Consider the following 25,327-nt stretch of genomic DNA (forward strand, 5'->3'; position numbering starts at 1 on the left):
ATCTAACTCAACTTGATGTCCCACAGGCCTTCCTTGCGGCAGGCAGCGACTTCCTCGCGCAGAAGCGTCGTGATGGCGAGCGACGCCGTTGAGGCCGGACGGTCGATCGGAGAGGCGAAAATGAGCTCGCGCGTCATCGGCTTGGATACGGGCGCGGTCTCCAGCCGTCCGTCGGCGACCTCGCCGTGGACCGACGAGGGCGGCAGCAGCGCGAAGCCGAGGCCTTCCTCGACGAGGCTCGTCAACACGCGGAACGAATCCGCCTCGAGCTGGACGTTGAGCTTGATCTTGCGCTGGGCGGCGGCGTGCTCGATCAGCGCGCGGAGACCGTGGGAATGACTGGGCAGCACCAGCCGCTGGCGCAGCAGCCAGCCGACATCGACGCTCTTCTTGCGCGCGAGGCCGCAGCCGCGCGGGCCAACCGCGACGATATTGTCGCGGCCGAGGCTCTCCACGTTGAGATGCAGATCGGCGGAGCGGCCGTAGAGGATGGCCAGATCCATCTCGCCGCGATGCAGCCATTCGACGAGATGGCCGCTGTAGCTCTCGACGATGCGCAGCGAGATGCCGGGAAATTTTTCGACGCAGCGGCGCGCAAAGCGCGCCGACAGCACGCAGCTCACGGTCGGAACCAGGCCGAGCACGACCTGGCCGGACGGCGGCCCCTTGGTCGACTGGATGTCGTCGCGGATCTGGTCGATCTGCCGCACGATGCCGGAGGTGCGTGCCAGCAGGAGACGGCCGGCTTCCGTCAGCACCATGCCGCGGCCGTTGCGGGTGAACAATTCGGTGCGCAGCTCATGTTCCAGCAGCTTGATCTGCCGGCTCAGCGCCGGCTGCGCCACGCGCAACGTGTCGGACGCCTTGGAGAGGCTGCCGAGCTCCGCCACGCAACTGAAGGTCCTGAGCTGCCGGAAATCCATGCTTGCCAATCCTCGAAGGCTACTTCATACGCTATAGCAAATGAGCATAGGGGGCTGGCGATGTTTTCACAACGCCAGAGGGTCGGCCGGCGTTATCTTGACTGCCGCTAGATACGGGAAACGCCATGAGTGAAGAACACCACACCGAAGATCACGCCGACATCCGCGAAGCCGTCGCAAAACTCTGCGCGCAGTTTCCCGGCGAATACTGGCGCAAGCTCGATCGCGAGATGGCCTATCCCAAGGCCTTCGTCGACGCGCTGACGCAGGCCGGCTATCTCTCGGTGCTGATCCCCGAGGAATATGGCGGCGCGGGCCTGAAGCTTTCCGCCGCGGCTGCGATTCTCGAAGAGATCCAACGCGCCGGCTGCAACGGCGGTGGCTGTCACGCCCAGATGTACACGATGGGCACCGTGCTGCGGCACGGCAATGACGAGCAGAAGGCGAAGTACCTGCCGAAGATCGCCAGCGGCGAATTGCGGCTTCAGGCGTTCGGCGTTACCGAGCCGACCAGCGGCACCGACACCTCCTCGCTGAAGACGTTTGCGCGCAAGGAAGGCAACGACAGCTACATCGTCAACGGCCAGAAGATCTGGACGAGCCGGGCCGAGCATTCCGACCTGATGGTGCTGCTGGCGCGCACCACGCCGAAGGAGCAGAGCAAGAAGCGCACCGATGGTCTCTCGGTCTTCATCGTCGATATGCGCGAGGCCAAGAACAACGGCCTCGAGATCCGCCCGATCCGCACCATGATGAACCACGCCACCACCGAAGTGTTCTTTACCGACATGAAGGTGCCGGCGGAGAATCTGATCGGCGAGGAAGGCAAGGGGTTCCGCTACATCCTCTCCGGCATGAATGCCGAGCGCATTTTGATCGCGGCCGAATGCGTCGGCGACGCCAAATGGTTCATTGCCAAGGCCACGAACTACGCCAAGGAGCGCGCGGTGTTCGGCCGGCCGATCGGCCAGAATCAAGGCATTCAGTTCCCGATCGCCAAGGCCTACGCCTCGATGCGCGCGGCCGAGCTGATGGTGAAGGAAGCCACGCGCAAATATGAAGCCGGGCTCGACTGCGGCGCCGAAGCCAACATGGCCAAGATGCTGGCAGCCGATGCGTCCTGGGAGGCAGCGAATGCCTGCATCCAGACCCATGGCGGCTTCGGCTTCGCCGAGGAGTACGACGTCGAGCGCAAATTCCGGGAGACGCGGCTCTATCAGGTGGCGCCGATCTCGACCAACCTCGTGCTGTCCTACGTCGCCGAGCACGTGCTCGGCATGCCCCGCTCGTACTGAGGTCGCATCATGGGAGCATTGGACGGGATCAGGGTGATTGCGGTCGAGCAGGCGGTCGCGGCGCCGTTCTGCTCGTCGCGGCTGGCAGACGCCGGCGCAGAGGTGATCAAGATCGAGCGGCCCGAGGGCGATTTCGCCCGCGGCTATGACGCGGCGGCCAAGGGCCAGAGCAGCTATTTCGTGTGGCTCAACCGCGGCAAGCAATCGGCGGTGGTCGATCTCGCCACCAAGGAAGGCTGCGCCGAGCTCGAGAAGCTGATCGCGAGCGCGGACGTGCTGATCCAGAACCTCAAGCCGGGCTCGATGGACAAGCTCGGCTTTTCGCGCGAGCGGCTGCTGAAGGACTATCCGAAGCTGATCTCGTGCACCATCACCGGCTATGGCGACGAAGGTCCCTACGCCCACCGCAAGGCCTATGACCTGCTGATCCAGGCCGAGAGCGGCCTTGCCTCGATCACCGGCAACCCTGACGGCGCCTCGCGGGTCGGCATGTCGATCGTCGACGTCGCGACCGGCGCGACCGCGCATGCGGCGATCCTGGAAGCGCTGATCGCGCGCGGGCGCACCGGCAAGGGCTGTGACATCCGCATCTCCATGTTCGACGTGATGGCCGACTGGTGCACCGTGCCGCTGCTCAATTCCGAAGCCGGCAATCCGCCCAAGCGCATGGGCCTGCGCCATCCCTCGATCGCGCCCTACGGCGTGTTCACCTCCAAGGACGGCAAGGACATCCTGATCTCGATCCAGAGCGAGCGCGAGTGGAAGACGCTCTGCGTCAAGGTGCTCGACCAGCCCGATTTGCCGGCCGATCCGCGCGTCGCCAACATGGTCGAGCGCGTGCGCAATCGCGATTTCACCGACACGACGGTCGCAGATATCTTCGGCAAGATGACGCGCGACGAGCTGCTGAAGCGGCTGTCGGACGCCGACATCGCCTTTGCCGAGGTCAACACCATGGCCGACCTCACCAATCATCCGCATCTGCGCCGCATCGAGGTCGACACGCCGCAGGGGCGCGTCAGCTATCCCGCGCCGGCGCCGATCATCGTCGGCGACACCCGCAGCTACGGCGCCGTGCCGGGCATCGGCGAGCGGCCGGCCAAGAAGTCATAACAAGAGCGAGGCGTCATGACCGAGAAGCTCGACATCGATCACTTGCGGCAATGGATCGGCCGCAGCACCGAGGCCACCGACATCGTCACCGCGCAGCTCGTCAAGGGCCTGCGCGCGACGCTGTTCCAGGAGGTCGGCGAGCCCAAAAAGGGTGACGCCGCGCCGTTCACGGTACACTGGTGCCTGGCGCAGCCGGTGTTTCCGATGTCGATGCTGGGACCCGACGGCCATCCGACCCGCGGCGGCTTCCTGCCGCCGGTGCCGCTGCCACGCCGGATGTGGGCCGGCGGCGAGATCGAGTTCCTGCAGCCCTTGCGCGTCGGCGATGAATCGACGCGGACCTCGCGCATCGCCGACGTCCAGGTGAAATCGGGCTCGACCGGCACGCTGTGCTTCGTCTCGGTCGAACACAGCATCTCGTCGCCGCGGGGCGTTGCCATCCGCGAGCGGCAGGACATCGTCTATCGCGAGATGACGAGCAGCGCGCCCGCCGGCGCCAGGGCCCCGCCCCCGCCGCCCAAGGCGCAGCACCGCGAGACGCATGTGTCCGATCCCGTGCTGCTGTTTCGTTATTCCGCGCTGACCTTCAACGGCCACCGCATCCATTACGACCGTGACTACGTCACCAAGGTCGAGGGTTACCCGGGCCTGATCTTCCACGGCCCGCTGCAAGCGGCGCTGATCGTGGAGATGGCGGCGAAACTGCACGACGGCAAGGCGCCGAGGAAATTCACCTATCGCGGCCTTCAGCCGCTGTTCGAGGGCACCGAGTTCTCCATCAACGCCAACGAGACCGAGACGGGCCTGGAGCTGTGGACCGCGAATGCGGAGGGACAGCCGACGATGAAGGGCACGGCGGTGTGGTAGGCACCGCTATTAGACCCTCACCCTGAGGAGCGCACCCCTTCGCGCGCGTCTCGAAGGGCGAGGCCACCAGCCGGGCCTTCATCCTTCGAGACGCGCGTTCCGCGCTCCTCAGGATGAGGAATTTACAGGGGACGGAAACCATGGCCAAGAACGGCAAGAGCGGCAGCAAGTCCGTCACCGTGAAGCAGGCGACGCTCGATCTGCTGCGCTCGCTGGGCATCGACAGGGTGTTCGGCAATCCCGGCTCGACCGAGCTGCCGTTCCTGAGCGACTGGCCTGATGATATCGACTATGTGCTGGCGTTGCAGGAAGCCTCCGCCGTCGGCATGGCCGATGGTTACGCGCAGGCGACGCGCAATGCCGGCTTCGTCAATCTGCATTCGGCGGCCGGCGTCGGCAACGCGCTCGGCAATATCTACACCGCGCACCGCAACCAGACGCCGCTCGTGATCACCGCGGGCCAGCAGGCGCGCTCGATCCTGCCCTTGCAGGCGTTCCTCTATGCCGAGCGCGCCTCGGAATTCCCGCGGCCTTACGTCAAGTACAGCGTCGAGCCGGCCCGGCCCGAGGACGTTCCGGCCGCGATCGCGCGGGCCTATTACACCGCGATGCAGCCGCCCTGCGGGCCGACCTTCGTGTCGATCCCGATCGACGATTGGGCCCATGCGACCGCACCGGTCGATGCGCGCAAGGTCAGCCGCGAGATCGGGCCCGAGCCTGACGCGATGAAGGCGCTGGTCGCCGCGCTCGGCTCAGCCAAGAATCCCGCCCTCGTGGTCGGCCCCGGCGTCGACCGCGCCGGCGCGGTCGATTTGATGGTGCGCGTGGCCGAGAAGGCCAGGGCCAGCGTCTGGGTCAGCCCGTTCTCCGCGCGCTGCTCGTTCCCCGAGCGTCATCCGCAGTTCGCGGGCTTCCTGCACGCCTCGCCGGCGCAGCTGTCCGACGCGCTGCGTGAGCACGATGTGGTCGTGGTTATCGGCGCGCCCGTGTTCACCTTTCATGTCGAGGGCCATGCCGCGATCTTCGACAGCGGCGCGACGATCTTCCAGATCACCGACGATCCGGACGCGGCCGCGGTGACGCCGGTCGGCACCAGCATCGTCGCGACGATGAAGCCGGCGCTCAGCCTGCTGCTCGACCTGCTGCCGGAGAGCAAACGCGCCACGCCAAAGGGCCGCACGCTGCCGTCGGCACCGCAGGCCGCCGATCCGCTGCCGGTTGAATTCCTGCTGCATACGCTGTCGCAGGCGATGCCGGACGACGCGTCACTGGTCGAGGAAGTGCCCTCGCACCGGCCGGCGATGCAGAAGTTCATGCCGATGCGCGGCCAGGACAGTTTCTACACGATGGCGAGCGGCGGCCTCGGTTACTCGCTGCCCGCCGCGGTCGGCATGGCGCTCGGCAAGCCGAAGCAGCGGACGGTGTGCCTGATCGGCGACGGCTCGGCGATGTATTCGATCCAGGCGCTGTGGACCGCCGCGCAACGAAAACTGCCGCTGACCATTGTCGTCATCAACAATTCCGGCTACGGCGCGATGCGCTCGTTCAGCCAGGTGATGCAGGTGAGGAACGTGCCGGGGCTGGAACTGCCGGGGATCGATTTCGTCAGGCTCGCCGAGGGCATGGGCTGCCATGCGGTGCGGGTGAGCAAGGCCGCGGAACTGGGCGAGGCGCTCGAGCGCGGAATGGCGTTCGAGGGGACGAGCCTCGTCGAGGTCGTCGTGGATTCGACGGTGCCGGTGCTGTACGGGCAGAAGCATTAGGGGGGCGCGTAGCCCGGATGGAGCGAAGCGAAATCCGGGAATCGTGCCGCAAGCGAGTCGGCCCCGGATTACGCTGCGCTCCATCCGGGCTACGAACTACGACTACGACATCACGACGCCAAGAATCCCCCGTCCGCCGCCAGCACGTGCCCGACGACATAGGATGACGCGTCGGACGACAGCCACACCACGGCCTCCGCGACTTCCTCCGGGCTCCCCATCCGCCGCAGCGGCAGGCCCGCACTGACGGTCGCGACATCGCCGACGCCGGCGCGCAGCATCATGTCGGTGACGACCCGGCCCGGCGCAATCGCGTTGATGCGGATGCCGCGCGGGGCATTCTCCATCGCGGCCGAGCGTGTCAGCGAGATCGCGGCGGCCTTCGAGGCCGAGTAGAGCGAGAAGCCGGGATTGGGATTGCGCACGCCGCTGACGGAGGCGTTGACGACGATGCTGCCGCGGCCCTGCGCCAGCATCGCCGGCAATTGATGGCGCAGGCACAGGAACAGCGCACGGACATTGGTGTCGAACACCGTGTCGTAGATCTCCGTGCCCTGCTCTTCCAGCGGCGCACGGCGCTCCTGGAATCCGGCATTGTTGAAGGCGACATCGAGCCGGCCGCAACGCTCGACCGCCGTGCGAACCAGACGTTCGACGTCATCCTCTTGCGTGATGTCGGTTTGGATCGCGATCGAGTCAGCGCCGAGCTCCCGGCACGCTGCGGCGGTGTCCTTGATTTCGGCTTCGCGCCGCCCCGCAACGACGATCGCCTCGGCGCCTTCCGAGGCCATCCGCAGCGCCGTGGCGCGGCCGATGCCGCTGCCGCCGCCCGTGACGAGGCAGACCTTGCCTCTCATCCGCATCCCGGCCGGCACAGTTCCGCTCATGGCTCACTCCAAAACGCTTGCGCGCGACGTTGCGCGCATATAGTTGTATGATACAACTATATGCTGGGAGTCAAGATGGCCGAGCTTGCGCTGATCGACGACATCCGCGCCGCCTCGCGATTGATGGTGCGGGAGCTCGGCTTCATGGATGCGACGGTGGCGGCCTCGGACTATCCGCCCTCGGCGGTGCACACCATTTTGGAGATCGGCATCCGCGGCCCGATGAACTCAGGCGAGCTCGGCGATTTCCTGCGGCTGGAGAAATCCAGCGTCAGCCGCCTGGTGCGCAAGCTGGTCGATTGCGGCGAGCTGCGGGAGACGCCTGATGAAGCCGATGCGCGCAGCAAGCTGTTGTCGCTGACGGCGAAGGGCCGGCGCACGCTGGAGGCGCTGCACGCGTTCGGACGCCAGCAGGTGCGCGGCGCGCTGGCCGCGCTGACAGAGACCGAGCAGCGCACGGTGCGCGAGGGCATGATGCTCTATGCGCGGGCGCTGCGGCAGAGCCGGATGGAGGACGAGGGGGAGTCGGCGGCGTAGCTAGGTGTCCCGCCCCCCGTACGCAATTGCGCACTAGGCGGGGCATGACAGGGTCAATCGCGGAAACTGCGCCGGCTACTTCCCGAACTCCTCCCGCATCTTCGCCTGGATCTTGGCCATGCCGCCGATCCAGCGGTCGTAATTCTCGGTCTTCTTGCGCATGTAGCCGAGCACCTGGGGGTGCGGCAGGATCAGGAAGGTCTCCTGCGCGAGGCCGGCGAGCACGTCTTTCGCGACCTGCTCCGGCGTGAGATCGCCGTCGCCGGATTGCGGGCCCTTCGGGATCGAGCGCAGCATGTTGGTGTCGACGCCCTGCGGACAGAGGATCGAGACCTTGATATTGTCCGCCTTGTGCGAGATCGCAAGATTTTCGGCAAAGCCGACCGCGGCGTGCTTGGTGGTGGAATAGGCGGGGCTTCCGACCTGCGACAGCAGGCCTGCCGCCGAGATCGTGTTGAGGAAATAGCCGCCGCCGCGCGCCTTCATGCGGGGAATGAGATACCGCGCCGCATAGACATGGGCCATGACATGGATCGCCCAGCTCCGCTGCCAGGGCTCGTCCGAGGCGCCGCCGGCATTCACCGACATCGGATCGAAGCCGCCGCCGATGCCGGCATTGGAGCAGAACAATTCGATCGGGCCGAACTGCCGCTCGGTCTCCTCGATGACGTGGGCGATCTCTTTTTCCTGCGCGACGTCGCATCTGAAGGCCGCACCATCCACCGTGGCGGCGACGGCTCTTGCATTGGCGGCGTCCATGTCCGCGACGACGACCTTGGCGGCACCCGCCTTGTGGAAGGCCTCGCACAGCGCCTTGCCGATGCCGTTTGCGCCGCCCGTGACGACCACGACCTTGCCGGTCACCTGCATGCGACGTCTCCTCTTTGTCTTGTAGCGCTTCTCTTTTCGGATAGCGCTTCGCTATCTTATACCGCTTCGCTAATTCCGCTTCGCGGATCTTGCTCAGCTCAACACGAGGTCGAGCACCGCGGTATAATGGCACGCCGCGCCGGCCAAGACAAAGCCGTGCCAGATCGCATTCTGGAAGCGCAGCCGCCGCCAGGCATGGAAGATCACGCCAAAGCTGTAGAGCAGGCCGCCCGCAAGGATGAAGCCCAGCACCAGCGCAGGCAGCGCCTTGACCACGGCGTCGTAGACCATCACGCCGCTCCAGCCCATCGCGAGATAGATTCCGACTGCGACGCGGTCGAACCGGCCGGGGTAGAGAAGTTTCAGCACGATACCGAGGATCGCGACGCACCAGACGCCGCCGAGCAGCACCAGCGCGAACACACTGTCCCTCACCTCGAGGATGAACGGCGTATAGGTCGCCGCGATCAGCAGATAGATCGCGCAATGGTCGAACCGCCGCAGCAGCCATTTGGCCGGCGAGACCGGCCAGAGATTATAGGTCGCCGACAGCACCAGCATCGAGAGCAGGCCGGCGACATAGATCGAGACCCCGACGATGTTGGTGGCGTCGGCATAAACCGCCGTCAGCACCACCAGGACCGTGGCGGCGACGATGCCGCAGAACACGCCGATCGCGTGGATCACGCCGTCCGCGATCAATTCGGCACGGTCGTAGTTCCAGCCGATCGCGTCGGCCGCGGCGTGGACGGAGGTGGATGCGAGCTGTTTCAGCTGGAAGACGGTCATGGCAATCCGCAAGGCTCAGACAATGCCCTCTTGTAGGGTCTTTCGCGATCGGCGCATCGTTCAAACGGCTGATTTGCCGACAAAGGCGGTGGAAGTATGAAGCTTGATTTTCCCTACGCAATTGCCACTTTTGTGAACGGCTTCACTGTTCCGCCCGCCCCGAGATCAATCACGTTCATATGGCATTCAGTTTCCAGGATATGGTCGAAGAAGCGCGGCTGTCGGCCAGGGCGCTGATCGACTATGGCGAGCACTTCTTCAACCCGACGGTGCGTCTCGGGGTCACCGGCCTGTCACGGGCCGGTAAGACCGTATTCATCACCGCGCTGATCCACGGCCTCACCCGCGGCGGCCGCTTTCCGGTGTTCGAGGCCTATGCCTCCGGCCGGATCGCGCGGGCGCATCTGGCGCCGCAGCCGGACGACGCCGTGCCGCGCTTCGCCTATGAGAACCATTTGCGCGCGCTGCTCGAGGAGCGGCGCTGGCCGAACTCGACCGTCGACATCAGCGAACTCAGGCTCGTCATCGACTATCAGCGCCAGAACGGCGCCGATCGCACATTGACGCTCGACATCGTCGATTATCCCGGCGAGTGGTTGCTCGACCTGCCGCTGCTCCAGAAGAGCTATGAGCAATGGTCGGTCGAAAGCCTCGCGCTGTCGCGCGAGGCGCCCCGCGCGCATCTTGCGGGGGATTGGCACGCGCATCTCGCGACGCTCAAGCCCGAGGCGCGCGAGGACGAGCAGGCGACGCTCACCGCGGCAAAGCTCTTCACCGGCTATTTGCGCGCCTGCCGCGACGAGCGCTTTGCGATGAGCCTGCTGCCGCCCGGCCGCTTCCTGATGCCCGGCAATCTCGCCGACACGCCGGCGCTGACTTTTGCGCCGCTCGACGTACGCGTGGGCGGCCAGGCACCGGACGGCTCGCTGTGGGCGATGATGGTCCGCCGCTTCGAGGCCTACAAGGACGTCGTGGTGCGGCCGTTCTTCCATGATCATTTTGCCCGGCTCGATCGCCAGATCGTGCTGGCCGATGCGCTCGCCGCGTTCAACTCCGGCCCCGAAGCGCTGCACGATCTCGAAGCCGCGCTTGCCGGAATTCTCGACTGCTTCCGCATCGGCCGCAGCACGTTCCTCTCCAGCCTGTTCCGGCCGCGTATCGACCGCATCCTGTTCGCGGCGACCAAGGCGGACCATCTGCATCATTCCAGTCACGACCGGCTCGAGGCGGTGCTGCGCCGCGCGGTCACCCGGGCAGTGGTGCGTGCGGAAGATACCGGCGCGGAGATCGACGTGGTGGCGCTCGCCGCCGTTCGCGCCACGCGCGAGGCCCAGGTCGCGCATGGCCGCGACAAATTGCCGTCGATCCTGGGAACGCCAGCGGCCGGCGAAAGCGCCGGCGGCGAGTTCTTTGACGGCAACACGGAGGTTGCGACCTTTCCGGGTGACCTGCCGCCGGACCCCGAGGCGCTGTTCAACGGCACCGACGCATTCCGGGGCCTCGCGACCCAGGCCGCCGAGAAGAGCGATTTTCGCTTCCTGCGCTTCCGTCCGCCAAAGCTCGAACGCGAAGGCAATGACGAGCCGGCGCTGCCACACATCCGCCTCGACCGTGCCCTGCAGTTCCTGATCGGAGACAAGCTGTCATGAACGACCGATCCAAGCCGCGGCGGCCGGCGACGTTCCGGCTCGACGATCCCGGCGTCGTTGTCACCGAAGCCGACGAAGCGGCGCGGCTTGGCCGCACCACGATCCAGATCACGCCCGAGCACGATCCGCAGGCATTGCCGGTGCCGATCGAGGCCGCGCTCCCGGCGCGTCGCGGCTTTCCCTGGGGCACGCTGTTCTGGTCCGGGCTCGGCGGGCTGACGCTGCTCGGCACCGGGCTCGGCGTGGTCCGTCTGATCGAGGATCTGTTTGCGCGCAGCGAAACGCTCGGCTTCGTCGGCCTCGCATTCGCCTTCGTCACCGCACTGGCGCTCGCGGTGGTGATCGGGCGCGAGGCCTTTGGTCTGGCGCGCCTTGCAACCATCGAGAAGCTGCATGCGCGCGCCGCGGCAGTCCTTGCCAGTGACGACCGCAAGGAGAGCCGCGTGATCGTGCAGGACCTGCTCAAGATCGCGCACCAAAATCCGCAGCTTGCACGCGCGCGCGCGACGCTGGAGAGCCACACGGGCGAGATCATCGACGGCGCCGACATGATCCGGCTTGCCGAGCGCGAATTGATGTCGCCGCTGGATGCGGAAGCGCGGCGACTGGTGTCGTCGGCCGCACAAAAAGTCTCGATCGTGACCGCAGTTTCACCACGCGCGGCGATCGACGTATTGTTCGTGTTCGTAGCCGCGTTGCGCCTGATCCGTCAGCTCGCTTTTCTCTATGGCGGCCGCCCCGGCGCGCTCGGCATGATCCGCCTGCTCCGCCACGTGATCGCCCATCTCGCTATCACCGGCGGCATGGCCGCGAGCGACAGCCTGGTGCAGCAGATGCTCGGCCATGGCATCGCGGCAAAGCTGTCGCAGCGGCTCGGCGAAGGTGTGCTGAACGGATTGCTGACCGCGCGGCTGGGTCTGGCCGCGATCGACGTGACGCGCCCGCTGCCGTTCGCGGCGCTGCCGCCGCCAAAACTGTCGGACCTCGCGACGGATCTGCTGCGGAAGAAGGACGAGGAGTAGCGGCGCTATCCGCGCCATCGTTCGCGCCATTCGCCGGACCGACACATGGCGCGGCGCCTGAATGAGCGAAGCTTAAGCTCGCGGTTCATCGGGAAAGTCGAAGCTGACAATGATAAACCCGACCGCACCAAACACCAACAGCGCCAGGAACAGTGCCGCAACAGCAAAGGACCACACGAAAGGCTCCGAGCAGCTGATGCCACCCAATCGAGCCAACGAGCGGAATATCATCCCTCGCCGGCTGATCTGAGGCAGACCCGGACGGGGTTAAAGGGCAATTGTCCGGTAAAATGACCTTGCTCAGTCAAGCCGCACCTCGCAAGCGAACTATCGAGTTAGCCCTTTCGAGTATTGGAGGATTATGTGCCGCAGTTAATGGCAACTGAGCACAAGGAGGCGGCAATTCAAGTCGCCGCTTTCAAGTCAGCCTCTGGCCGCCCCATACCACGGCGCATCAGCCCGTTAAGAAACTGGTTACCAGTCAATGTCACCATTTGCATATTAGGCCGCCATATGCGGCGCGCATTCTGAGAACGTCTCAATATTTCGACACGCTCGGTTGGCGGTCTCTTTCAGGAGAGGCCCAATGTTTAAGGGCTTAATGGCAGCGCTTGTGGCGCTGATCAGCACACTGCAGCTGGATCGATACCTGACCAATGGTCGGTACACCGACGCGGCCACGGATATGCTGCGGCAAATCAGGCGCGCGTTTGGATTTTGAGGTGCACTGGACGATTTGAGGCCGGTGATGAAGGGCATCCCCTGGACTGATCTCGACGCGGAGGAGCAACGCGCCATTGCGATATTGGGCGCCGGGCTCCCGATCGAGCTGTGTGACCCCGTCGCTCTCCCAAGATTGAAGCGGCTCGGGCTGATCGCAGGGTCTCATTTGACCGCTGCTGCGCACGAGCTGCGGAGGCGCGTTGTTCTGGAAGAACTCAGTGCGCGGGATTGAGCCGCGCAACCAATTGGCACGATCGATCCTCGCCTGGTCGGGAGTGCCTTGACGGGGCTAACAAGGCGTGGGGAGTTTGATGGCGGCAGGTGCAATTGAGCTGATCGTGGAGGGCTACGTTTCCCTCAAGGACCAAGCAGCTCTTGATGAGCTTCGGACACAGCGTCGCAAACTTATCGCAGATCTCGATGCATGTACCGGGATCGACTGCAGGAGTACCATCCGGCAGATCGAGGAAGACATCGTCGTGATTGAGGCCGGGCTGGCGCGGTTGCCGACCTAGTCGGCCGGATGTTTAGAGATTGCCCGGTGTCGTATCGGCAACGGTGCACCCGGTGTGGATCAGGTCCTTCTTGGTCACCCGCACGCTGCCAAGATAATAACCTCGCTCCTGGACGGCTGCCCTGATCTCGTCGCTGACCTTGAGAACTCTCGCTCTGCTCTTGCGCCATTTGTTGGAAGAGTAGAGCGCGGGCATCGGAGAGCCGTTGCTGACGACGAGGAAGTCCCGCTTGCCATTGCGATAGACATCAAACATGTCCTATCCCCGCAGATAATATCAATAAGAGAAAATATGTTTCGTCACGATAGCTCCAGCTTAGCGGCTTAAATGCTTGAGCGGGTGGTAATCTGGGATGGCGGCCTGTGAATGTCGGGAAAAATGCTGGTTGCAGCTAAGCGATCAGCTCAGATTTCTGCTCTATGTTGTTCTCATGTCACGCTAGGCCGCTTCAACGCGTGGCCTCGTTTGCCTTTGGGACCCCACAAGGGGAGAAGGGAAGAAGGTTGCCTCGCTAGGCGAGCGTACGTTTCTCGAATTCCCCCGCCAGCACCCGCCATTGAAACAGCGGCGAATCCGTTGGCGGCGAGAGTTCCGGCGTCCAGCCGGTGAGCTTCTCAATCACGTAGGTATCCGTCAGAACGCCGCGCCACCGACGTTCGACCTGGCCGAGCTGCTCGCGCTTCGCCGGGATCGATCCCCACACCGGTGCGCGATTGTCCGGCTCTCGCCCGACATAGATGCCTGCATGCCCGCTGATCCGATCGATGCCGGGATCGCGAAAATCCTGGAAGCGGCCGCGTTCGTTGATCTCGACGACGGGCACGCGGCCCCTGAACAACCAGCGCATCATCGCGTAGGTGCGATAGTCCGTCGTCGCGATCCAGGTCGCGCCGGTCTCGTCGAGCGCGGCCTGCGCACGCGCAGCTACCTGCTCGTAGCCGGCCTCGGCGCCGATCGGATCGATCTTGCCGAGGAGATTCCAGGGCGCGGCGACGTAGTACAGGAACACGATGACGACGAAGGCGATCCCCGTGACGACCGCCGTGTTGAGCCAGAAAATGCTCGACCGGATCATCCGCGCCGACCAGTGCTCGCGCGACAGCATGACGAGGTTGACCGCGGCGGCGGCAAAGCCGACCGGCCACATGAACATCGGCCAGGTGTCGCCGACCCTGAGCGTCGTCGACTTGAACAAGAAATAGAGGAACGGCACCAGCACCGCGGTCGACAGCAGGATCGCGACCGGCTCGCGCGTGCGATAGCCGCGCCACGCCGTCATCACGAGGCCTGACAGCACGACCGGCAGCATGACGAAGCCGACCAGGCCGAATTGCAGGCCGATGTAGTCGCCGATCGTGCGCAGCGAGATGCCGTAATTGGCGGTGGCCCGCACACCCTGGAAACGGAACGAGGCCCAGTCGTGCTGCGCGTTCCAGATCAGCACCGGGGAGAACACGGCAATCGCGATCAGCACCGCGAGATAGGGGTAAGGACTGCGCAGCCAGCGCCAGCGCCAATCCGGCACCAGCAGAAACGCGGCGACCGCCGGCGCGAACATGATCGCGGTGAATTTCGACAACATCGACAGTCCGGCGAACAGGCCCGCCGCCAGCCACCAGCGTCCATCGCCGCCCTGCGCGAGCCGCACCAGGGACCACATCATCGCCACCGCGAACGGGATCATGGCAACGTCCGGCGCGACCTTGGCCATCAGCAGGCCGTAATAGAGCGCAGCCTCCGGCATCAGCACCGCGAACATGATGGCGCGCGCATCATGAGTGAGGCGGCGGACGATGTCGGCGAGCAGCAGCTGCGTGACCAGCATCGCGACGATGCCGCCGAAACGGACGCCGAGCACGGTGTCGCCGAAGATCGCGGTACCAAAACGGATGAACCAGGCGATCATGGGAGGATGATCGAGGAAGCTGAGCGCTCCCTCCTTCGACCAGGTCCAGTAATAGGCCTCGTCGGTGCGCAGCTCGATGGCGGAGGCGTAGACGATGCGCAGCAGCGTCATCGCGGCGATGACGAGCACGGCCACGACGAGGGGCCGGCGCACGGCGCCGGCTGCGGGCGTAGTGATATCAGGGGCTGTCGTCACGGCCGCCCTTTTCGCCAACCTGGGAGGGGGAGTCAATGCGGGGGCGCCGCGCATATCGCTGTCGTCCCGGGGCGCGACATAGTCGCGAGCCCGGGACCCATAGCCACAGGGAGGAGTCGTGGCGCGAACTGGTAACCACGAGTCTTCGTCAAATCCGATCCTGTGGCTATGGATCCCGGATCGCCGCGCCGCTTGTCCGGGACGACAGCGGTGGGTGTGGCGCGCGCCTTTGCCCACCCTACGGTTCGGTAACCTTGCCGCGCATGTGATCAGGCCAGCTGTCCGCCCCTGGAATTAAACGCTACGCTGGCTGTTCTCCTTCATGAACTGATACAAACCGAATCATGGCCACTGCATCCTCACGATTGTCCGAACTGTCCCGCGCGACCAGCATGCGGCAGGTTCGGCTGGTCTGCGGCGTCATCCTGTTCTCCTACGTGGTGAGCCATTTCCTCAACCATGCGCTCGGCAACATCTCGGTCGATGCCATGGAGATCGGGGTCTACTATCACACGGCGTTCTGGCGGTTCCTCCCCATCGCGATCGTGTTCTATACGGCCGCGCTCACGCATATGGGGCTCGGAATCTACGCGCTCTATCAGCGCCGCCAGTTCCGCTGGCGAACGATCGAGCCGCTCCAGCTCGTGCTGGGCCTGAGCATCCCCGCCCTCGTCATGGCCCATGTGATCGGCGTCCGGCTCGGCTACACGTTGTACGGACACCAGAAGCTCTATCCGCAGGAACTCTATCTGTTCTTCGTCACGTCGAACCGCATCTGGACCATGACGGTCCTGCTGATCATCGCCTGGGTCCATGGCTGCATCGGCATCTATTTCTGGCTGCGCCTGAAGCCGTTCTTCGCGCGCGCCGCGCCTTATCTGCTCGCCGCCGCCGTGCTGATCCCGACGCTGTCGCTGCTCGGCGTCTACCAGGGCGGACGCAGTGTGCAGATCGAGGTCGACGACGGCGAATGGCGCACGCACAATCTCACCCGCCGCCAGCTCGGCTCGACCGCGGAAGCCGCGACGCTCGACCGCATCACCGGCGGCCTCACCATCGGCTATGTCGGCCTGCTCGGACTGGCGCTGGCGGCACGCGGCGTGCGCGCCTTGCGCGAGCGGCGCCGCGGCATGATCGCGCTGTCCTACGGCAACGGCAAGACGGTGCGCGTGCCGAAGGGCCTCTCCGTGCTGGAGGCGAGCCTGCGCCACAATGTGCCGCATGCCAGCGTCTGCGGCGGCCGCGCCCGCTGCTCGACCTGCCGCATCCGCATCATCGGTGACCATGCCGCCCTGCCCGAGCCGTCGCAGCGCGAGGCCTTCGTGCTCGCGCGCGTCGGCACTGCCGATCCCTCGATCCGGCTTGCCTGCCAGCTGCGGCCGGACTCCGACCTCTCCTTCTTCCAGCTGTTCACGCCCCACACGCATTCGGCGGACGGGCAGGCCTCGACATCGGCCAGAATCGGCCAGGAGCGCTACCTCGTCAGCCTGTTCGTGGACATGCGCGGTTCGACGCAGCTTGCCGAGAAGCGGCTGCCATTCGACACCGTTTTCATCGTCAATCGTTTCCTCGGCGCCGTCTCGCGGGCCGTGATCGAGAATGGCGGCCAGCCGAACCAGTTCGTCGGCGACGGCATGCTGGCGCTGTTCGGGCTGTCAGCCGATCCGGAGACCGCCTGCCGGCAAGCGCTGAAGGCTGCCGCCGGCATCGCCACGCATATCGACGAGCTCAACGAGCTCCTGAGCCACGATCTCCGCCAGCCGATCCGCTTCGGCATCGGCATTCACGGCGGCGAGGTCATCATCGGCGACATCGGCTATCGCGATCACATCGTCTTCACCGCGCTCGGCGATGCCGTCAACGTCGCGGCCCGGCTCCAGGACATGACCAAGACACTGGCCTGCGAAGCAATCGTCTCGGAGGAGGTCCGCCGTACCGCGGGCCTTGCCGACGATGCGCTGCCGCAGCAGGAGGTCGCGATCCGCGGCCGCGACGAGCCCCTGGCCGTGCGCGTGGTTGCGGACACGAGGCAGCTGTCGGCGCTGGTTGACCGAAGCGAGCGCGTCGCAGCTTGATTCTTCACCTCTCCCCGCTTGCGGGGAGAGGGAGTGCACTGTCACTGCGGCTACAGCTCGGCAATCTCGTTACGAACGTAACACCGGCTTGCTGCAACGCAGCGACATGGGCCTGCTGCGAAAGCACGAATTGACTTCATCTCGATCGTTGCGACAGATGAGCGCGGGATCGCGGTGATGACTGCGGTCCAACGAAAAGCTCCGGGAGGAGACGAGAATGTTCGATCGACGCGACCTGCTCAAAGGAGCGGGCCTTGCCGCTATGGCGGCCACACTGAATTCCACCAAGGCGCTGGCACTCGACACCGTCACGCTTCCCTTCGCCAATGGCGAGCGGCCGCTGGTGAAATATCCGCAGAAGCGGCCGATGATCGGCCTGACCAGCCGGCCGCCGCAGCTCGAGACGCCGTTCGCGATCTTCAACGACGGTCCGATCACGCCGAATAACGCGTTCTTCGTGCGCTATCACCTCTCGGACCTGCCTTACAATCTCGATCCCGACAAGTTCACGCTCGAGGTCAAGGGCAAGGTCGACAAGCCGCTCAAGCTGTCGCTCAAGGACATCAGGAAAATGAAGGCGACCGAGATCGTCGCCGTCAACCAGTGCTCCGGCAACAGCCGCGGCTTCTCCGAGCCGCGTGTCGCCGGTGGCCAGCTCGCCAACGGCGCGATGGGCAATGCGCGCTGGCGCGGCGTGCCGCTGAAGGCCGTGCTGGAGATGGCAGGCGTGCAGAGCGGCGCCAAGCAGGTCACCTTCAACGGCATGGACGGCCCCGTCAGCGACAAGACGCCCGATTTCGTCAAGGCGCTCGATCTCGAGCACGCCACCGACGGCGAGGTGATGCTGGCCTATGGCATGAACGGCGAGGACCTGCCGTTCCTCAACGGCTTTCCGCTGCGCCTGATCGTCCCCGGCTATTACGGCACCTACTGGGTCAAGCACCTCAACGAGATCACCGTCATCGACAATGTCTATGACGGCTTCTGGATGAAGTCGGCCTATCGCATTCCGGACACGCCGAACAATGCGGTCGAGCCGGGCACCGCGCCGAAGGCGACGATCCCGATCAACCGCTTCACCATCCGATCCTTCATCACCAGCGTTCCCGACGGTGCCAAGCTGAAGGCAGGCGGCACGACGCTGCGCGGCATCGCCTTCGACGGCGGCAAGGGCATCAAGGACGTCCAGGTTTCCACCGACGGCGGCAAGACCTGGGTCAGCGCCAAGCTCGGCAAGGATCTCGGCAAATACTCATTCCGTGAATGGAAGCTGCCGGTGAAGCTCGCGGCGGGCGCCCACGAGCTCAGGGTGCGCGCCACCGGCAATGGCGGCGAGACCCAGCCGGATGCGCCACGCTGGAACCCTGCGGGTTATCTACGCAACGTCGTCGAAACCGTCCGCGTCACCGTGGCCTGAGAGAGAATGATCATGCAGCGCACCGTTCTCCTCGCCATCTCACTCACCGTCGCCGCAATGGTGGGTTCGGCGCTTGCAGCGCCGCTCAACTACAAGACGCCCGACGAGGTCGCGGCCTTCAAGCCAGGCCCCAATCTCGAGGTCGTGCAGGGCAATTGCAGCGCCTGCCACTCGGCCGATTACGTCAACACGCAGCCGCCGATGAAGGACAAGAAAGGTTTTTGGCAGGCCGAGGTGACCAAGATGATCAAGGTCTATGGCGCCCCGATCGACGATGCCGATGTCGGCAAGATCGTCGATTATCTGGCCGCGACTTATTGACGGATGGCGCGCGGCGTGCCGATCAATTGACCGCGAAACGGGCAGAATCGGCAAAATCGCTGCGAAGTTGAGCGGAATTCGGCGAAATGCCGATATGGTTTGAGCTACCAAGCCGGCCACATTCCGCGTATCCTGTTAGGACCGAACCGGCCGGTTGGCGGGGACTGGCGGTTCGAGATCTCGGAGGAAGACCCGCGGAGAAGACGTGATGGCTAAAGGTACGGTCAAGTGGTTCAACCCGACGAAGGGTTATGGATTTATCCAGCCTGCGTCGGGCGGCAAGGATGTGTTCGTGCATATCTCGGCAGTGCAGAAAGCCGGTCTGTCGTCCCTGAACGAAGGACAGACGGTGGAATACGAAGAGATCGCAAACCGGGGCAAGACCTCCGCAGAGAACCTCAAAGTATAAGCCCGGCAGCCTTTGCTGCCTCCCGGATCTGTCCGGGAGCCGGGCCAAAAAAATTTTAGAAGACGGCCAGTGCATTCGACGACGGGCGTTGCGATTGCACACGGAGAGCTATTTTCCCGCGAAGACCGCTCGTTCAACGCCACAGCAATGACAATCGCGACGGCCCTTCGTTAGTCCACCGGCAATGGTGCGTCGCGCTTGATCTCTTCCATCACCGCATAGGTTCGCGTCTCGCGCACGCCCGGCATCGACAGCAACGTCTCGCCGAGGAAGCGTCGATAGGCGGTCATGTCCGCAAGCCGCGCCTTCACAAGATAGTCGAAGCCTCCTGCAACCATGTGACACTCCAGCACCTCGGGTGCGAGTTTCACCGCGCGCGCGAACCGCTCGAAATTGTCCGGCGTGGTCTTGTCGAGCAGCACCTCGACGAACACCAGAAGACCCAGGCCGAGCCGGTGCGGATTGAGCCGCGCGCCGTAGCCCTCGACAAAGCCCTCCCGCTGCAACCGCTTCAGCCGCTCGCCGACCGAGGTCGGCGAAAGCCCGATGCGCTCCGCAAGCTCGACATTGGCGATGCGCCCGTCCTGCTGCAGAATTGAGAGGATCTTCCGGTCGATTCGATCGAGTTCCATATTTTATGTGGCCAATGTACCAATGATCTTCATTTTCTAAGGCAAAATGGCTAATTTGTCTATCGAACTACGGTCTAGCGGGCCTTATCCTGGATTCGAGCCACAGGACACGCCATGCCGAACATCCCGCCGCCCTTCACCGCCCCCTATGCGCCCGATGATGCCGAGATTGCCGCGCGACTCTTGCCCGCTTCGCATCTCGGCCCGCCGCAGGAGGCGCGGATCGACCGCACCGCGACGCGGCTGATCGAGGCGATCCGCAAGCGCGACGACCGGCTTGGCGGGGTCGAGGACATGCTGCGGGAGTTCGCGCTTTCGACCAAGGAGGGGCTCGCCCTGATGGTGCTGGCCGAGGCGCTGCTCCGCGTGCCCGACGCGCGCACCGCCGACCAGTTCATCGAGGACAAGCTCGGCGAAGGCGACTTCATCCACCACGAGACCAAGTCCACGGCCTTCCTGGTCAATGCCTCGGCCTGGGCGCTCGGCCTCTCGGCGCGAGTGATCCAGCCCGGCGAGACGCCCGACGGCACCATCGGCCGGCTGGTGAAGCGGCTGGGCGCGCCGGCGGTGCGCACCGCCACGCGCCAGGCGATGCGGCTGATGGGCAACCATTTCGTGCTGGGGGAGACCATCGAGCAGGCGCTGGAGCGGGGTAAGCCGCGCTCCGGCCAAAAGACGCGCTACTCCTTCGACATGCTCGGCGAGGGCGCGCGCACGGCGGAGGACGCCAGGCGCTATTTCGACGCCTATGCGAGCGCGATTCTGACCATCGGCAAGGCTGCGGGCAGCTATCCCCTGCCCGACCGGCCCGGCATCTCGGTCAAGCTGTCGGCGCTGCATCCGCGCTTCGAGGCCATCAGCCGCAACCGCGTGATGGGCGAGCTGGTGCCGCAACTGCTGGACCTGGCGCAGCGCGCCAAGGCGCATGATTTGAACTTCACCGTCGACGCCGAGGAAGCGGACCGGCTGGAGCTGTCGCTCGACGTGATCGCGGCAACGCTCGCCGATCCCTCGCTCAGCGGCTGGGACGGCTTTGGCCTGGCGATCCAGGCCTATCAGAAGCGCGCGAGCGCCGTGATCGACTATGTCGACGCGCTCGCCCGCGCGCATGACCGCAAGCTGATGGTGCGGCTGGTCAAGGGCGCCTATTGGGACACCGAGATCAAGCGCGCGCAGGAGCGCGGGCTGGACGGCTATCCCGTGTTCACGCGCAAGGCGATGACGGATCTGAACTACGTCGCCTGCGCTTCGAAGCTTTTGAGTCTGCGGCCGCGCATCTTTCCGCAATTCGCCACCCACAACGCGCTGACGGTCGCGACCGTGCTGGAGCTTGCGCAAGATGGCGGCGGCTTCGAATTCCAGCGCCTGCACGGCATGGGCGAAGCGCTCTACGAACAGCTCGCCAAGGATCATCCTGACATCGCCTACCGCACCTATGCCCCGGTCGGCAGCCATCGCGACCTGCTCGCCTATCTGGTGCGGCGGCTGCTGGAGAACGGCGCCAACTCGTCGTTCGTGGCGCAGGCGGCCGACTATCGTGTGCCGGTTGTGGCGCTGTTGCAGCGTCCGGCCGATGCCATCGTCCGGCCGCAAGCGGCGGCCCATCCCAGAATTCCGTTGCCGGGCGATCTGTTCGCGCCGGACCGGCGCAATTCGCGCGGCGTCGAATTCGGCGCGCGCGCGGCGCTCGACCGGCTGCTGGCGGACGCGAAGGCCGAGGCAGCCGACCTCAAGCCCATAGCCGACACAACGCCGGACCGAGCCAATGCGTCGGTGACTGCTGCGCGCGCCGGCTTTGCCGCCTGGAGCCGAACGCCGGCGGCCACGCGCGCGGCCGCACTGGAGCAGGCCGCGCATCTGTTGGAGAGCCGGAGCGCCCATTTCATCGCGCTGCTGCAAGCCGAGGGCGGCAAGACGCTGGACGATGCGCTATCGGAGCTGCGCGAGGCCGCCGACTTCTGCCGCTACTATGCCGCACAGGGTCGAAAGCTGTTCGGCGTTGAGGCCGCCATGCCGGGCCCGACCGGCGAGAGCAATGCGCTCGCGATGCGCGGCCGCGGCGCCTTCGTCGCGATCTCGCCGTGGAATTTCCCGCTGGCGATCTTCATGGGCCAGGTCACGGCGGCGCTGATGGCCGGAAACAGCGTGATCGCAAAACCCGCCGAGCAGACGCCGCGCATCGCGCGTGAGGCCGTAGCGCTGCTGCACGAGGCCGGCATTCCCAGGAGCGCGCTGCATCTCGTCACCGGTGACGGCCGCATCGGCGCCGTGCTGACGGCGCATGCCGACATCGCCGGCGTCGTCTTCACCGGCTCGACCGAGGTCGCGCGCCTGATCAACCGGACGCTCGCCGCCAAGGAGGGGCCGATCGTGCCGCTGATCGCGGAGACCGGCGGTATCAACGCCATGATCGCGGATGCGACCGCGCTGCCCGAGCAGGTCGCCGACGACGTCGTGACCTCGGCCTTCCGCTCCGCCGGCCAGCGCTGCTCGGCGCTGCGGCTGCTGTTCGTGCAGGAGGATGTCGCCGACCGCATGATCGAGATGATCGCGGGCGCGGCGCGCGAATTGAAGATCGGCGACCCCGGCGATGTCGCGACCCATGTCGGTCCGGTGATCGACGCTGAGGCCAAGCAGCGCCTCGATGCGCATATCGCGCGGATGAAGTGCGAGGCGCGGCTACACTTTGCAGGCACTGCGCCCGACGGCTGCTTCGTCGCCCCGCACATTTTCGAGCTCAAGGACGCCGGCCAGCTCACCGAGGAGGTGTTCGGCCCGATCCTGCACGTCGTGCGCTATCGCGCGGAAAACCTCGACCGCGTCCTGCAGGCGATCGAGCGCAGCGGCTATGGACTCACGCTCGGCATTCACTCCCGGATCGACGACACCATCGAGGCGATCATCGATCGCGTCCAGGTCGGCAACATCTATGTCAACCGCAACATGATCGGCGCCGTGGTCGGCGTGCAGCCATTCGGCGGCAACGGGCTGTCCGGAACCGGCCCGAAAGCGGGCGGCCCGCATTATCTCGCACGCTTTGCGACCGAGCAGACCGTGACGATCAACACCGCGGCAGCCGGCGGCAATGCCGCGCTGCTTGCGGGGGAGGAGTGAAGCCCTGCGCCTGGCGCCGTTGCATCCCGCCGAAACATCGGTCTAATGCTGCCATGACTTGACCTGCGCCAATTCCAGCGCGCGGGAAACAACAAGAGCGAGGGAGCTACGCCGCGATGGAAAAGGGCATTTTTGCAGGGCTCAAGGTTCTGGACTGCGCGAGCTTCATCGCAGCGCCCGCCGCCGCGACCGTGCTGTCGGATTTCGGCGCCGACGTCATCAAGATCGAGCCGCCCGGCGCCGGCGACCCCTACCGCAATCTGCCCAACATTCCGGGCTATCCGACCAGCGAGCACAATTTCGCCTGGCTGCTGGAGGCCCGCAACAAGAAAAGCATCGCGCTCGACCTCTCCAAGCCGGAGGCGCAGGCCGTGCTCTACAAGCTGGTCGAAGAGGCCGACGTCTTCATCACCAACATGCCGCCGCCGGTGCGCGCCAAGCTCGGCATCACCTATGATCATCTCGCCCATCTCAACGACCGGCTGATCTACGCCTCCTTCACCGGCTATGGCGAAAAGGGCGAAGAGGCCAACAAGCCCGGCTTCGACAGCAACGCCTATTGGGCGCGTTCAGGCCTGATGGACCTCGTCCGCGCCGACACCCACACGACGCCGGCCCGCTCGGTCGCCGGCATGGGCGACCATCCCTGCGCCATGGCGTTCTATGGCGCCATCGTCACCGCGCTGTATCAGCGCGAGAAGACCGGCAAGGGCTCGCATGTCGCCTCCAATCTGATGGCGAACGGGGTGTGGGCCGCGGGCACGCTGGCGCAGGCAAAACTGTGCGGCTCCAAGTTCGCCGAGAGGCGGCCGCGCGAACGTGCGCTGAACGCCGTGGCCAACCACTACCAGTGCAAGGACGGCCGCTGGTTGATCCTGTCGCTGCTGAGCGAGGAGAAGCAGTTTCCGATACTGGCCAGATGCCTGGGACGCGAGGACCTGATTGACGATCCGCGTTTCGCCACCAAGGCCGACCGTCACGCCCGTTCGGTCGAACTGATCAAGATTTTTGACGAGACCTTCGCCACCAGGGATCTTGCCGAATGGCGCAAGATCCTCGACGGCAACGGCCTCGTGTTCGGCATCGTCGGCATTCTCGACGACATCCCCAACGACAAGCAGATGCTCGACAACGAGGTGCTGGTGCCGTTCGAGAACGACACCATGCTCACCATCTCCAGCCCGATCTGGATCGACGGCGCCAAGAAGGTCCAGCCGCGCAAGCCGCCCGCCGTCGGCGAGCACAGTGACGAGATTTTGCGCGGGGCGGGATACGACGAGAAGGCGATCAAGCAGCTGCGGGGTTCGGGGGCGGTCGGCTAGAAGCGTCGCTGGCGCAACCCCCGTCATTGCGAGCGCAGCGAAGCAATCCAGAATCCCATCGCGGATGCATTGCTGGATTGCTTCGCTGCGCTCGCAATGACGGCGTGGAAGCATCCCGGTATAACGATCGGCAAAGCTCCCGCGCCGCGAGGTCCCATGCCCAGCTACCGCCTGCACTACTTCCCGGAATCCGGCAACAGCTACAAGCTGGCGTTGATGCTGACGCTTTGCGGCGAGACGTTCGAGCCGGTGTGGACCGATTTTGGCGGCGGCGTCACGCGCACGGCGGAATGGCGCAAGGCCGTGAACGCGATGGGCGAGATTCCCGTGCTCGAGGTCGACGGCGTGAAGATGACGCAGACCGCACCGCTCCTGCTCAAGCTTGCCGAGCAGTACGGCCGTTTCGGCGCGGAGACCGAGGAGGAAAAGTTCGAGCTGCTGCGCTGGCTGTTCTGGGACAACCACAAGCTCACCGGCTACATGGCGACCTATCGCTTCATGCGGGCGTTCACTGAGAAAAACGATCCGCAGGTGCTGAAGCATTTTCGCCGGCGGCTCGAGGACTTCCTCGGCATTCTCGACGGACATCTCCAGCATAATGCCTTTGCGATCGGGGCGAAGCCGACGATCGCCGATATCTCGATGATGGCCTACCTGCACTATCCGAGCGACGAGCACGGCTTTGATTTCGCGGCGAGCCACCCTGCCATTCACGCCTGGCTCGGCCGCATGGCCGCGCTGCCCGGCTGGAAGCCGGCCTATGAGCTCTTGCCCGGCAAGCGGATGACGAATTACGCGAAGTGAGGGCGCTGGCACTAACCCCGCAGTGCCAGCCAGCCCAGCGTGAACAGAATCCCGCCGACGATGACGACCACCGCGACCGCCCAGGTGCTGACGCGGATGCTGCCGGTGACCTGCTTGGCTTCCTCATTGCGCGCGATCTCGCGATTGCGCTCCTTATCGGCGTCGCTGGTCTCAGTCAT

The 25,327-nt window shown here is 65.1% G+C and carries 24 protein-coding genes; 16 read left to right on the top strand and 8 right to left on the bottom strand.

Annotation, left to right across the window (positions count from 1 at the left end; genetic code table 11):
• Nucleotides 1–2: 2 nt before the first annotated feature.
• Nucleotides 3–923: a LysR substrate-binding domain-containing protein gene (locus AB7Z56_RS36825; protein WP_063985424.1), complete on the bottom strand. Its 921-nt coding sequence runs from the start codon at nt 921–923 to the stop codon at nt 3–5.
• Between the two features lie 125 nt (nt 924–1,048).
• Here AB7Z56_RS36825 and AB7Z56_RS36830 point away from each other — a divergent pair, with 125 nt between their 5' ends.
• From AB7Z56_RS36830 to mdlC, 4 genes are all read left to right on the top strand, one after another.
• A complete protein-coding gene (locus AB7Z56_RS36830) occupies nt 1,049–2,218 on the top strand; it encodes an acyl-CoA dehydrogenase family protein (RefSeq protein WP_063985425.1) in 1,170 nt (389 codons plus the stop codon).
• Between the two features lie 9 nt (nt 2,219–2,227).
• Nucleotides 2,228–3,331 carry a CaiB/BaiF CoA transferase family protein gene (locus AB7Z56_RS36835; protein WP_063985426.1) on the top strand — a complete coding sequence of 368 codons (1,104 nt, stop codon included), beginning with the start codon at nt 2,228–2,230 and terminating at the stop codon, nt 3,329–3,331.
• 15 nt (nt 3,332–3,346) lie between these two features.
• Nucleotides 3,347–4,198: an FAS1-like dehydratase domain-containing protein gene (locus tag AB7Z56_RS36840; protein ID WP_063985427.1), complete on the top strand. Its 852-nt coding sequence runs from the start codon at nt 3,347–3,349 to the stop codon at nt 4,196–4,198.
• Between the two features lie 140 nt (nt 4,199–4,338).
• Nucleotides 4,339–5,961 carry a benzoylformate decarboxylase gene (gene mdlC, locus AB7Z56_RS36845; RefSeq protein WP_063985428.1) on the top strand — a complete coding sequence of 541 codons (1,623 nt, stop codon included), beginning with the start codon at nt 4,339–4,341 and terminating at the stop codon, nt 5,959–5,961.
• A gap of 110 nt (nt 5,962–6,071) precedes the next feature.
• Here mdlC and AB7Z56_RS36850 read toward each other — a convergent pair whose 3' ends face one another.
• The gene (locus AB7Z56_RS36850; RefSeq protein WP_283017701.1) at nt 6,072–6,848 is read right to left on the bottom strand and encodes an SDR family NAD(P)-dependent oxidoreductase; all 777 of its coding nucleotides are present in this window, start codon (nt 6,846–6,848) and stop codon (nt 6,072–6,074) included.
• Between the two features lie 75 nt (nt 6,849–6,923).
• Here AB7Z56_RS36850 and AB7Z56_RS36855 point away from each other — a divergent pair, with 75 nt between their 5' ends.
• Complete coding sequence (locus AB7Z56_RS36855; RefSeq protein WP_084795397.1) at nt 6,924–7,385, top strand: MarR family winged helix-turn-helix transcriptional regulator; 462 nt, start codon at nt 6,924–6,926, stop codon at nt 7,383–7,385.
• A 75-nt stretch (nt 7,386–7,460) separates the two neighbouring features.
• On the opposite strand, the gene AB7Z56_RS36860 is transcribed toward AB7Z56_RS36855, so the two are convergent.
• Both AB7Z56_RS36860 and trhA read right to left on the bottom strand, forming a co-directional pair.
• A complete protein-coding gene (locus tag AB7Z56_RS36860) occupies nt 7,461–8,255 on the bottom strand; it encodes an SDR family oxidoreductase (protein WP_063985431.1) in 795 nt (264 codons plus the stop codon).
• 93 nt (nt 8,256–8,348) lie between these two features.
• The gene (gene trhA, locus AB7Z56_RS36865) at nt 8,349–9,044 is read right to left on the bottom strand and encodes a PAQR family membrane homeostasis protein TrhA (protein WP_028151267.1); all 696 of its coding nucleotides are present in this window, start codon (nt 9,042–9,044) and stop codon (nt 8,349–8,351) included.
• Between the two features lie 179 nt (nt 9,045–9,223).
• Between trhA and AB7Z56_RS36870 the strand changes: the two genes are divergently transcribed.
• From AB7Z56_RS36870 to AB7Z56_RS36885, 4 genes are all read left to right on the top strand, one after another.
• Nucleotides 9,224–10,693: a YcjX family protein gene (locus AB7Z56_RS36870; protein WP_063985432.1), complete on the top strand. Its 1,470-nt coding sequence runs from the start codon at nt 9,224–9,226 to the stop codon at nt 10,691–10,693.
• Nucleotides 10,690–11,715 carry a YcjF family protein gene (locus AB7Z56_RS36875; RefSeq protein ID WP_063985433.1) on the top strand — a complete coding sequence of 342 codons (1,026 nt, stop codon included), beginning with the start codon at nt 10,690–10,692 and terminating at the stop codon, nt 11,713–11,715. The genes AB7Z56_RS36870 and AB7Z56_RS36875 overlap by 4 nt, the downstream gene beginning before the upstream one ends.
• 586 nt (nt 11,716–12,301) lie before the next feature.
• Nucleotides 12,302–12,436, top strand: a complete 135-nt coding sequence (locus tag AB7Z56_RS36880) for a hypothetical protein (RefSeq protein ID WP_256376432.1) — start codon at nt 12,302–12,304, stop codon at nt 12,434–12,436.
• Between the two features lie 313 nt (nt 12,437–12,749).
• Entirely contained in the window at nt 12,750–12,953 is a 204-nt protein-coding gene (locus tag AB7Z56_RS36885; protein WP_063985435.1) for a hypothetical protein, read from the top strand.
• Between the two features lie 12 nt (nt 12,954–12,965).
• Here the strand turns inward: AB7Z56_RS36885 and AB7Z56_RS36890 are convergent, their stop codons facing one another.
• Together AB7Z56_RS36890 and AB7Z56_RS36895 are read right to left on the bottom strand one after the other, a co-directional pair.
• On the bottom strand, nt 12,966–13,208 hold the full coding sequence (locus AB7Z56_RS36890) for a hypothetical protein (protein ID WP_063985436.1): 243 nt from the start codon (nt 13,206–13,208) through the stop codon (nt 12,966–12,968).
• 256 nt (nt 13,209–13,464) lie between these two features.
• Nucleotides 13,465–14,970 carry a glycosyltransferase family 39 protein gene (locus AB7Z56_RS36895; protein WP_063986685.1) on the bottom strand — a complete coding sequence of 502 codons (1,506 nt, stop codon included), beginning with the start codon at nt 14,968–14,970 and terminating at the stop codon, nt 13,465–13,467.
• 428 nt (nt 14,971–15,398) lie between these two features.
• Here AB7Z56_RS36895 and AB7Z56_RS36900 point away from each other — a divergent pair, with 428 nt between their 5' ends.
• From AB7Z56_RS36900 to AB7Z56_RS36915, 4 genes are all read left to right on the top strand, one after another.
• A complete protein-coding gene (locus tag AB7Z56_RS36900; protein ID WP_155794894.1) occupies nt 15,399–17,129 on the top strand; it encodes an adenylate/guanylate cyclase domain-containing protein in 1,731 nt (576 codons plus the stop codon).
• A 217-nt stretch (nt 17,130–17,346) separates the two neighbouring features.
• Complete coding sequence (gene sorA / locus AB7Z56_RS36905) at nt 17,347–18,546, top strand: SorA family sulfite dehydrogenase catalytic subunit (RefSeq protein ID WP_283017702.1); 1,200 nt, start codon at nt 17,347–17,349, stop codon at nt 18,544–18,546.
• Nucleotides 18,547–18,558: 12 nt separating this feature from the next.
• Nucleotides 18,559–18,867: a SorB family sulfite dehydrogenase c-type cytochrome subunit gene (sorB, locus tag AB7Z56_RS36910; protein WP_063985439.1), complete on the top strand. Its 309-nt coding sequence runs from the start codon at nt 18,559–18,561 to the stop codon at nt 18,865–18,867.
• A 208-nt stretch (nt 18,868–19,075) separates the two neighbouring features.
• Nucleotides 19,076–19,276, top strand: a complete 201-nt coding sequence (locus AB7Z56_RS36915; protein WP_008134691.1) for a cold-shock protein — start codon at nt 19,076–19,078, stop codon at nt 19,274–19,276.
• Nucleotides 19,277–19,446: 170 nt separating this feature from the next.
• Here AB7Z56_RS36915 and AB7Z56_RS36920 read toward each other — a convergent pair whose 3' ends face one another.
• The gene (locus AB7Z56_RS36920; protein ID WP_038954741.1) at nt 19,447–19,908 is read right to left on the bottom strand and encodes an Lrp/AsnC ligand binding domain-containing protein; all 462 of its coding nucleotides are present in this window, start codon (nt 19,906–19,908) and stop codon (nt 19,447–19,449) included.
• A 114-nt stretch (nt 19,909–20,022) separates the two neighbouring features.
• Between AB7Z56_RS36920 and putA the strand changes: the two genes are divergently transcribed.
• The 3 genes from putA to AB7Z56_RS36935 all read left to right on the top strand — a co-directional run bounded on the left by putA (nt 20,023) and on the right by AB7Z56_RS36935 (nt 25,148).
• Nucleotides 20,023–23,022, top strand: coding sequence for a bifunctional proline dehydrogenase/L-glutamate gamma-semialdehyde dehydrogenase PutA (gene putA, locus AB7Z56_RS36925; RefSeq protein WP_231143619.1), 3,000 nt, complete (start codon nt 20,023–20,025; stop codon nt 23,020–23,022).
• 116 nt (nt 23,023–23,138) lie between these two features.
• Nucleotides 23,139–24,344 (top strand): CaiB/BaiF CoA transferase family protein, encoded by a 1,206-nt coding sequence (locus tag AB7Z56_RS36930; RefSeq protein WP_063985441.1) that lies wholly within the window; start codon nt 23,139–23,141, stop codon nt 24,342–24,344.
• A 156-nt stretch (nt 24,345–24,500) separates the two neighbouring features.
• Entirely contained in the window at nt 24,501–25,148 is a 648-nt protein-coding gene (locus tag AB7Z56_RS36935) for a glutathione S-transferase family protein (RefSeq protein WP_063985442.1), read from the top strand.
• 11 nt (nt 25,149–25,159) lie between these two features.
• Here the strand turns inward: AB7Z56_RS36935 and AB7Z56_RS36940 are convergent, their stop codons facing one another.
• A complete protein-coding gene (locus AB7Z56_RS36940; RefSeq protein WP_014492272.1) occupies nt 25,160–25,327 on the bottom strand; it encodes a hypothetical protein in 168 nt (55 codons plus the stop codon).

It is taken from the genome of Bradyrhizobium sp. 482_C4_N1_8 (assembly GCF_052075965.1).
In the GTDB taxonomy this organism is placed as follows: Bacteria; Pseudomonadota; Alphaproteobacteria; order Rhizobiales; family Xanthobacteraceae; genus Bradyrhizobium; species Bradyrhizobium barranii.

Excerpts from the sequence above, each read along its gene's own strand:
- AB7Z56_RS36920 (WP_038954741.1), bottom strand. The coding sequence starts at position 19,908 with ATGGAACTCGATCGAATCGACCGGAAGATCCTCTCAATTCTGCAGCAG.
- AB7Z56_RS36875 (WP_063985433.1), top strand. The coding sequence starts at position 10,690 with ATGAACGACCGATCCAAGCCGCGGCGGCCGGCGACGTTCCGGCTCGAC.
- AB7Z56_RS36890 (WP_063985436.1), bottom strand. The coding sequence starts at position 13,208 with ATGTTTGATGTCTATCGCAATGGCAAGCGGGACTTCCTCGTCGTCAGC.
- mdlC (WP_063985428.1), top strand. The coding sequence starts at position 4,339 with ATGGCCAAGAACGGCAAGAGCGGCAGCAAGTCCGTCACCGTGAAGCAG.
- AB7Z56_RS36885 (WP_063985435.1), top strand. The coding sequence starts at position 12,750 with ATGGCGGCAGGTGCAATTGAGCTGATCGTGGAGGGCTACGTTTCCCTC.
- AB7Z56_RS36900 (WP_155794894.1), top strand. The coding sequence starts at position 15,399 with ATGGCCACTGCATCCTCACGATTGTCCGAACTGTCCCGCGCGACCAGC.
- AB7Z56_RS36870 (WP_063985432.1), top strand. The coding sequence starts at position 9,224 with ATGGCATTCAGTTTCCAGGATATGGTCGAAGAAGCGCGGCTGTCGGCC.
- sorA (WP_283017702.1), top strand. The coding sequence starts at position 17,347 with ATGTTCGATCGACGCGACCTGCTCAAAGGAGCGGGCCTTGCCGCTATG.
- AB7Z56_RS36825 (WP_063985424.1), bottom strand. The coding sequence starts at position 923 with ATGGATTTCCGGCAGCTCAGGACCTTCAGTTGCGTGGCGGAGCTCGGC.
- AB7Z56_RS36935 (WP_063985442.1), top strand. The coding sequence starts at position 24,501 with ATGCCCAGCTACCGCCTGCACTACTTCCCGGAATCCGGCAACAGCTAC.
- AB7Z56_RS36830 (WP_063985425.1), top strand. The coding sequence starts at position 1,049 with ATGAGTGAAGAACACCACACCGAAGATCACGCCGACATCCGCGAAGCC.
- AB7Z56_RS36895 (WP_063986685.1), bottom strand. The coding sequence starts at position 14,970 with ATGACGCTGCTGCGCATCGTCTACGCCTCCGCCATCGAGCTGCGCACC.
- AB7Z56_RS36850 (WP_283017701.1), bottom strand. The coding sequence starts at position 6,848 with ATGAGCGGAACTGTGCCGGCCGGGATGCGGATGAGAGGCAAGGTCTGC.
- AB7Z56_RS36860 (WP_063985431.1), bottom strand. The coding sequence starts at position 8,255 with ATGCAGGTGACCGGCAAGGTCGTGGTCGTCACGGGCGGCGCAAACGGC.
- AB7Z56_RS36855 (WP_084795397.1), top strand. The coding sequence starts at position 6,924 with ATGGCCGAGCTTGCGCTGATCGACGACATCCGCGCCGCCTCGCGATTG.
- putA (WP_231143619.1), top strand. The coding sequence starts at position 20,023 with ATGCCGAACATCCCGCCGCCCTTCACCGCCCCCTATGCGCCCGATGAT.
- AB7Z56_RS36835 (WP_063985426.1), top strand. The coding sequence starts at position 2,228 with ATGGGAGCATTGGACGGGATCAGGGTGATTGCGGTCGAGCAGGCGGTC.
- AB7Z56_RS36940 (WP_014492272.1), bottom strand. The coding sequence starts at position 25,327 with ATGACTGAGACCAGCGACGCCGATAAGGAGCGCAATCGCGAGATCGCG.
- trhA (WP_028151267.1), bottom strand. The coding sequence starts at position 9,044 with ATGACCGTCTTCCAGCTGAAACAGCTCGCATCCACCTCCGTCCACGCC.
- AB7Z56_RS36930 (WP_063985441.1), top strand. The coding sequence starts at position 23,139 with ATGGAAAAGGGCATTTTTGCAGGGCTCAAGGTTCTGGACTGCGCGAGC.
- AB7Z56_RS36880 (WP_256376432.1), top strand. The coding sequence starts at position 12,302 with ATGTTTAAGGGCTTAATGGCAGCGCTTGTGGCGCTGATCAGCACACTG.
- AB7Z56_RS36915 (WP_008134691.1), top strand. The coding sequence starts at position 19,076 with ATGGCTAAAGGTACGGTCAAGTGGTTCAACCCGACGAAGGGTTATGGA.
- sorB (WP_063985439.1), top strand. The coding sequence starts at position 18,559 with ATGCAGCGCACCGTTCTCCTCGCCATCTCACTCACCGTCGCCGCAATG.
- AB7Z56_RS36840 (WP_063985427.1), top strand. The coding sequence starts at position 3,347 with ATGACCGAGAAGCTCGACATCGATCACTTGCGGCAATGGATCGGCCGC.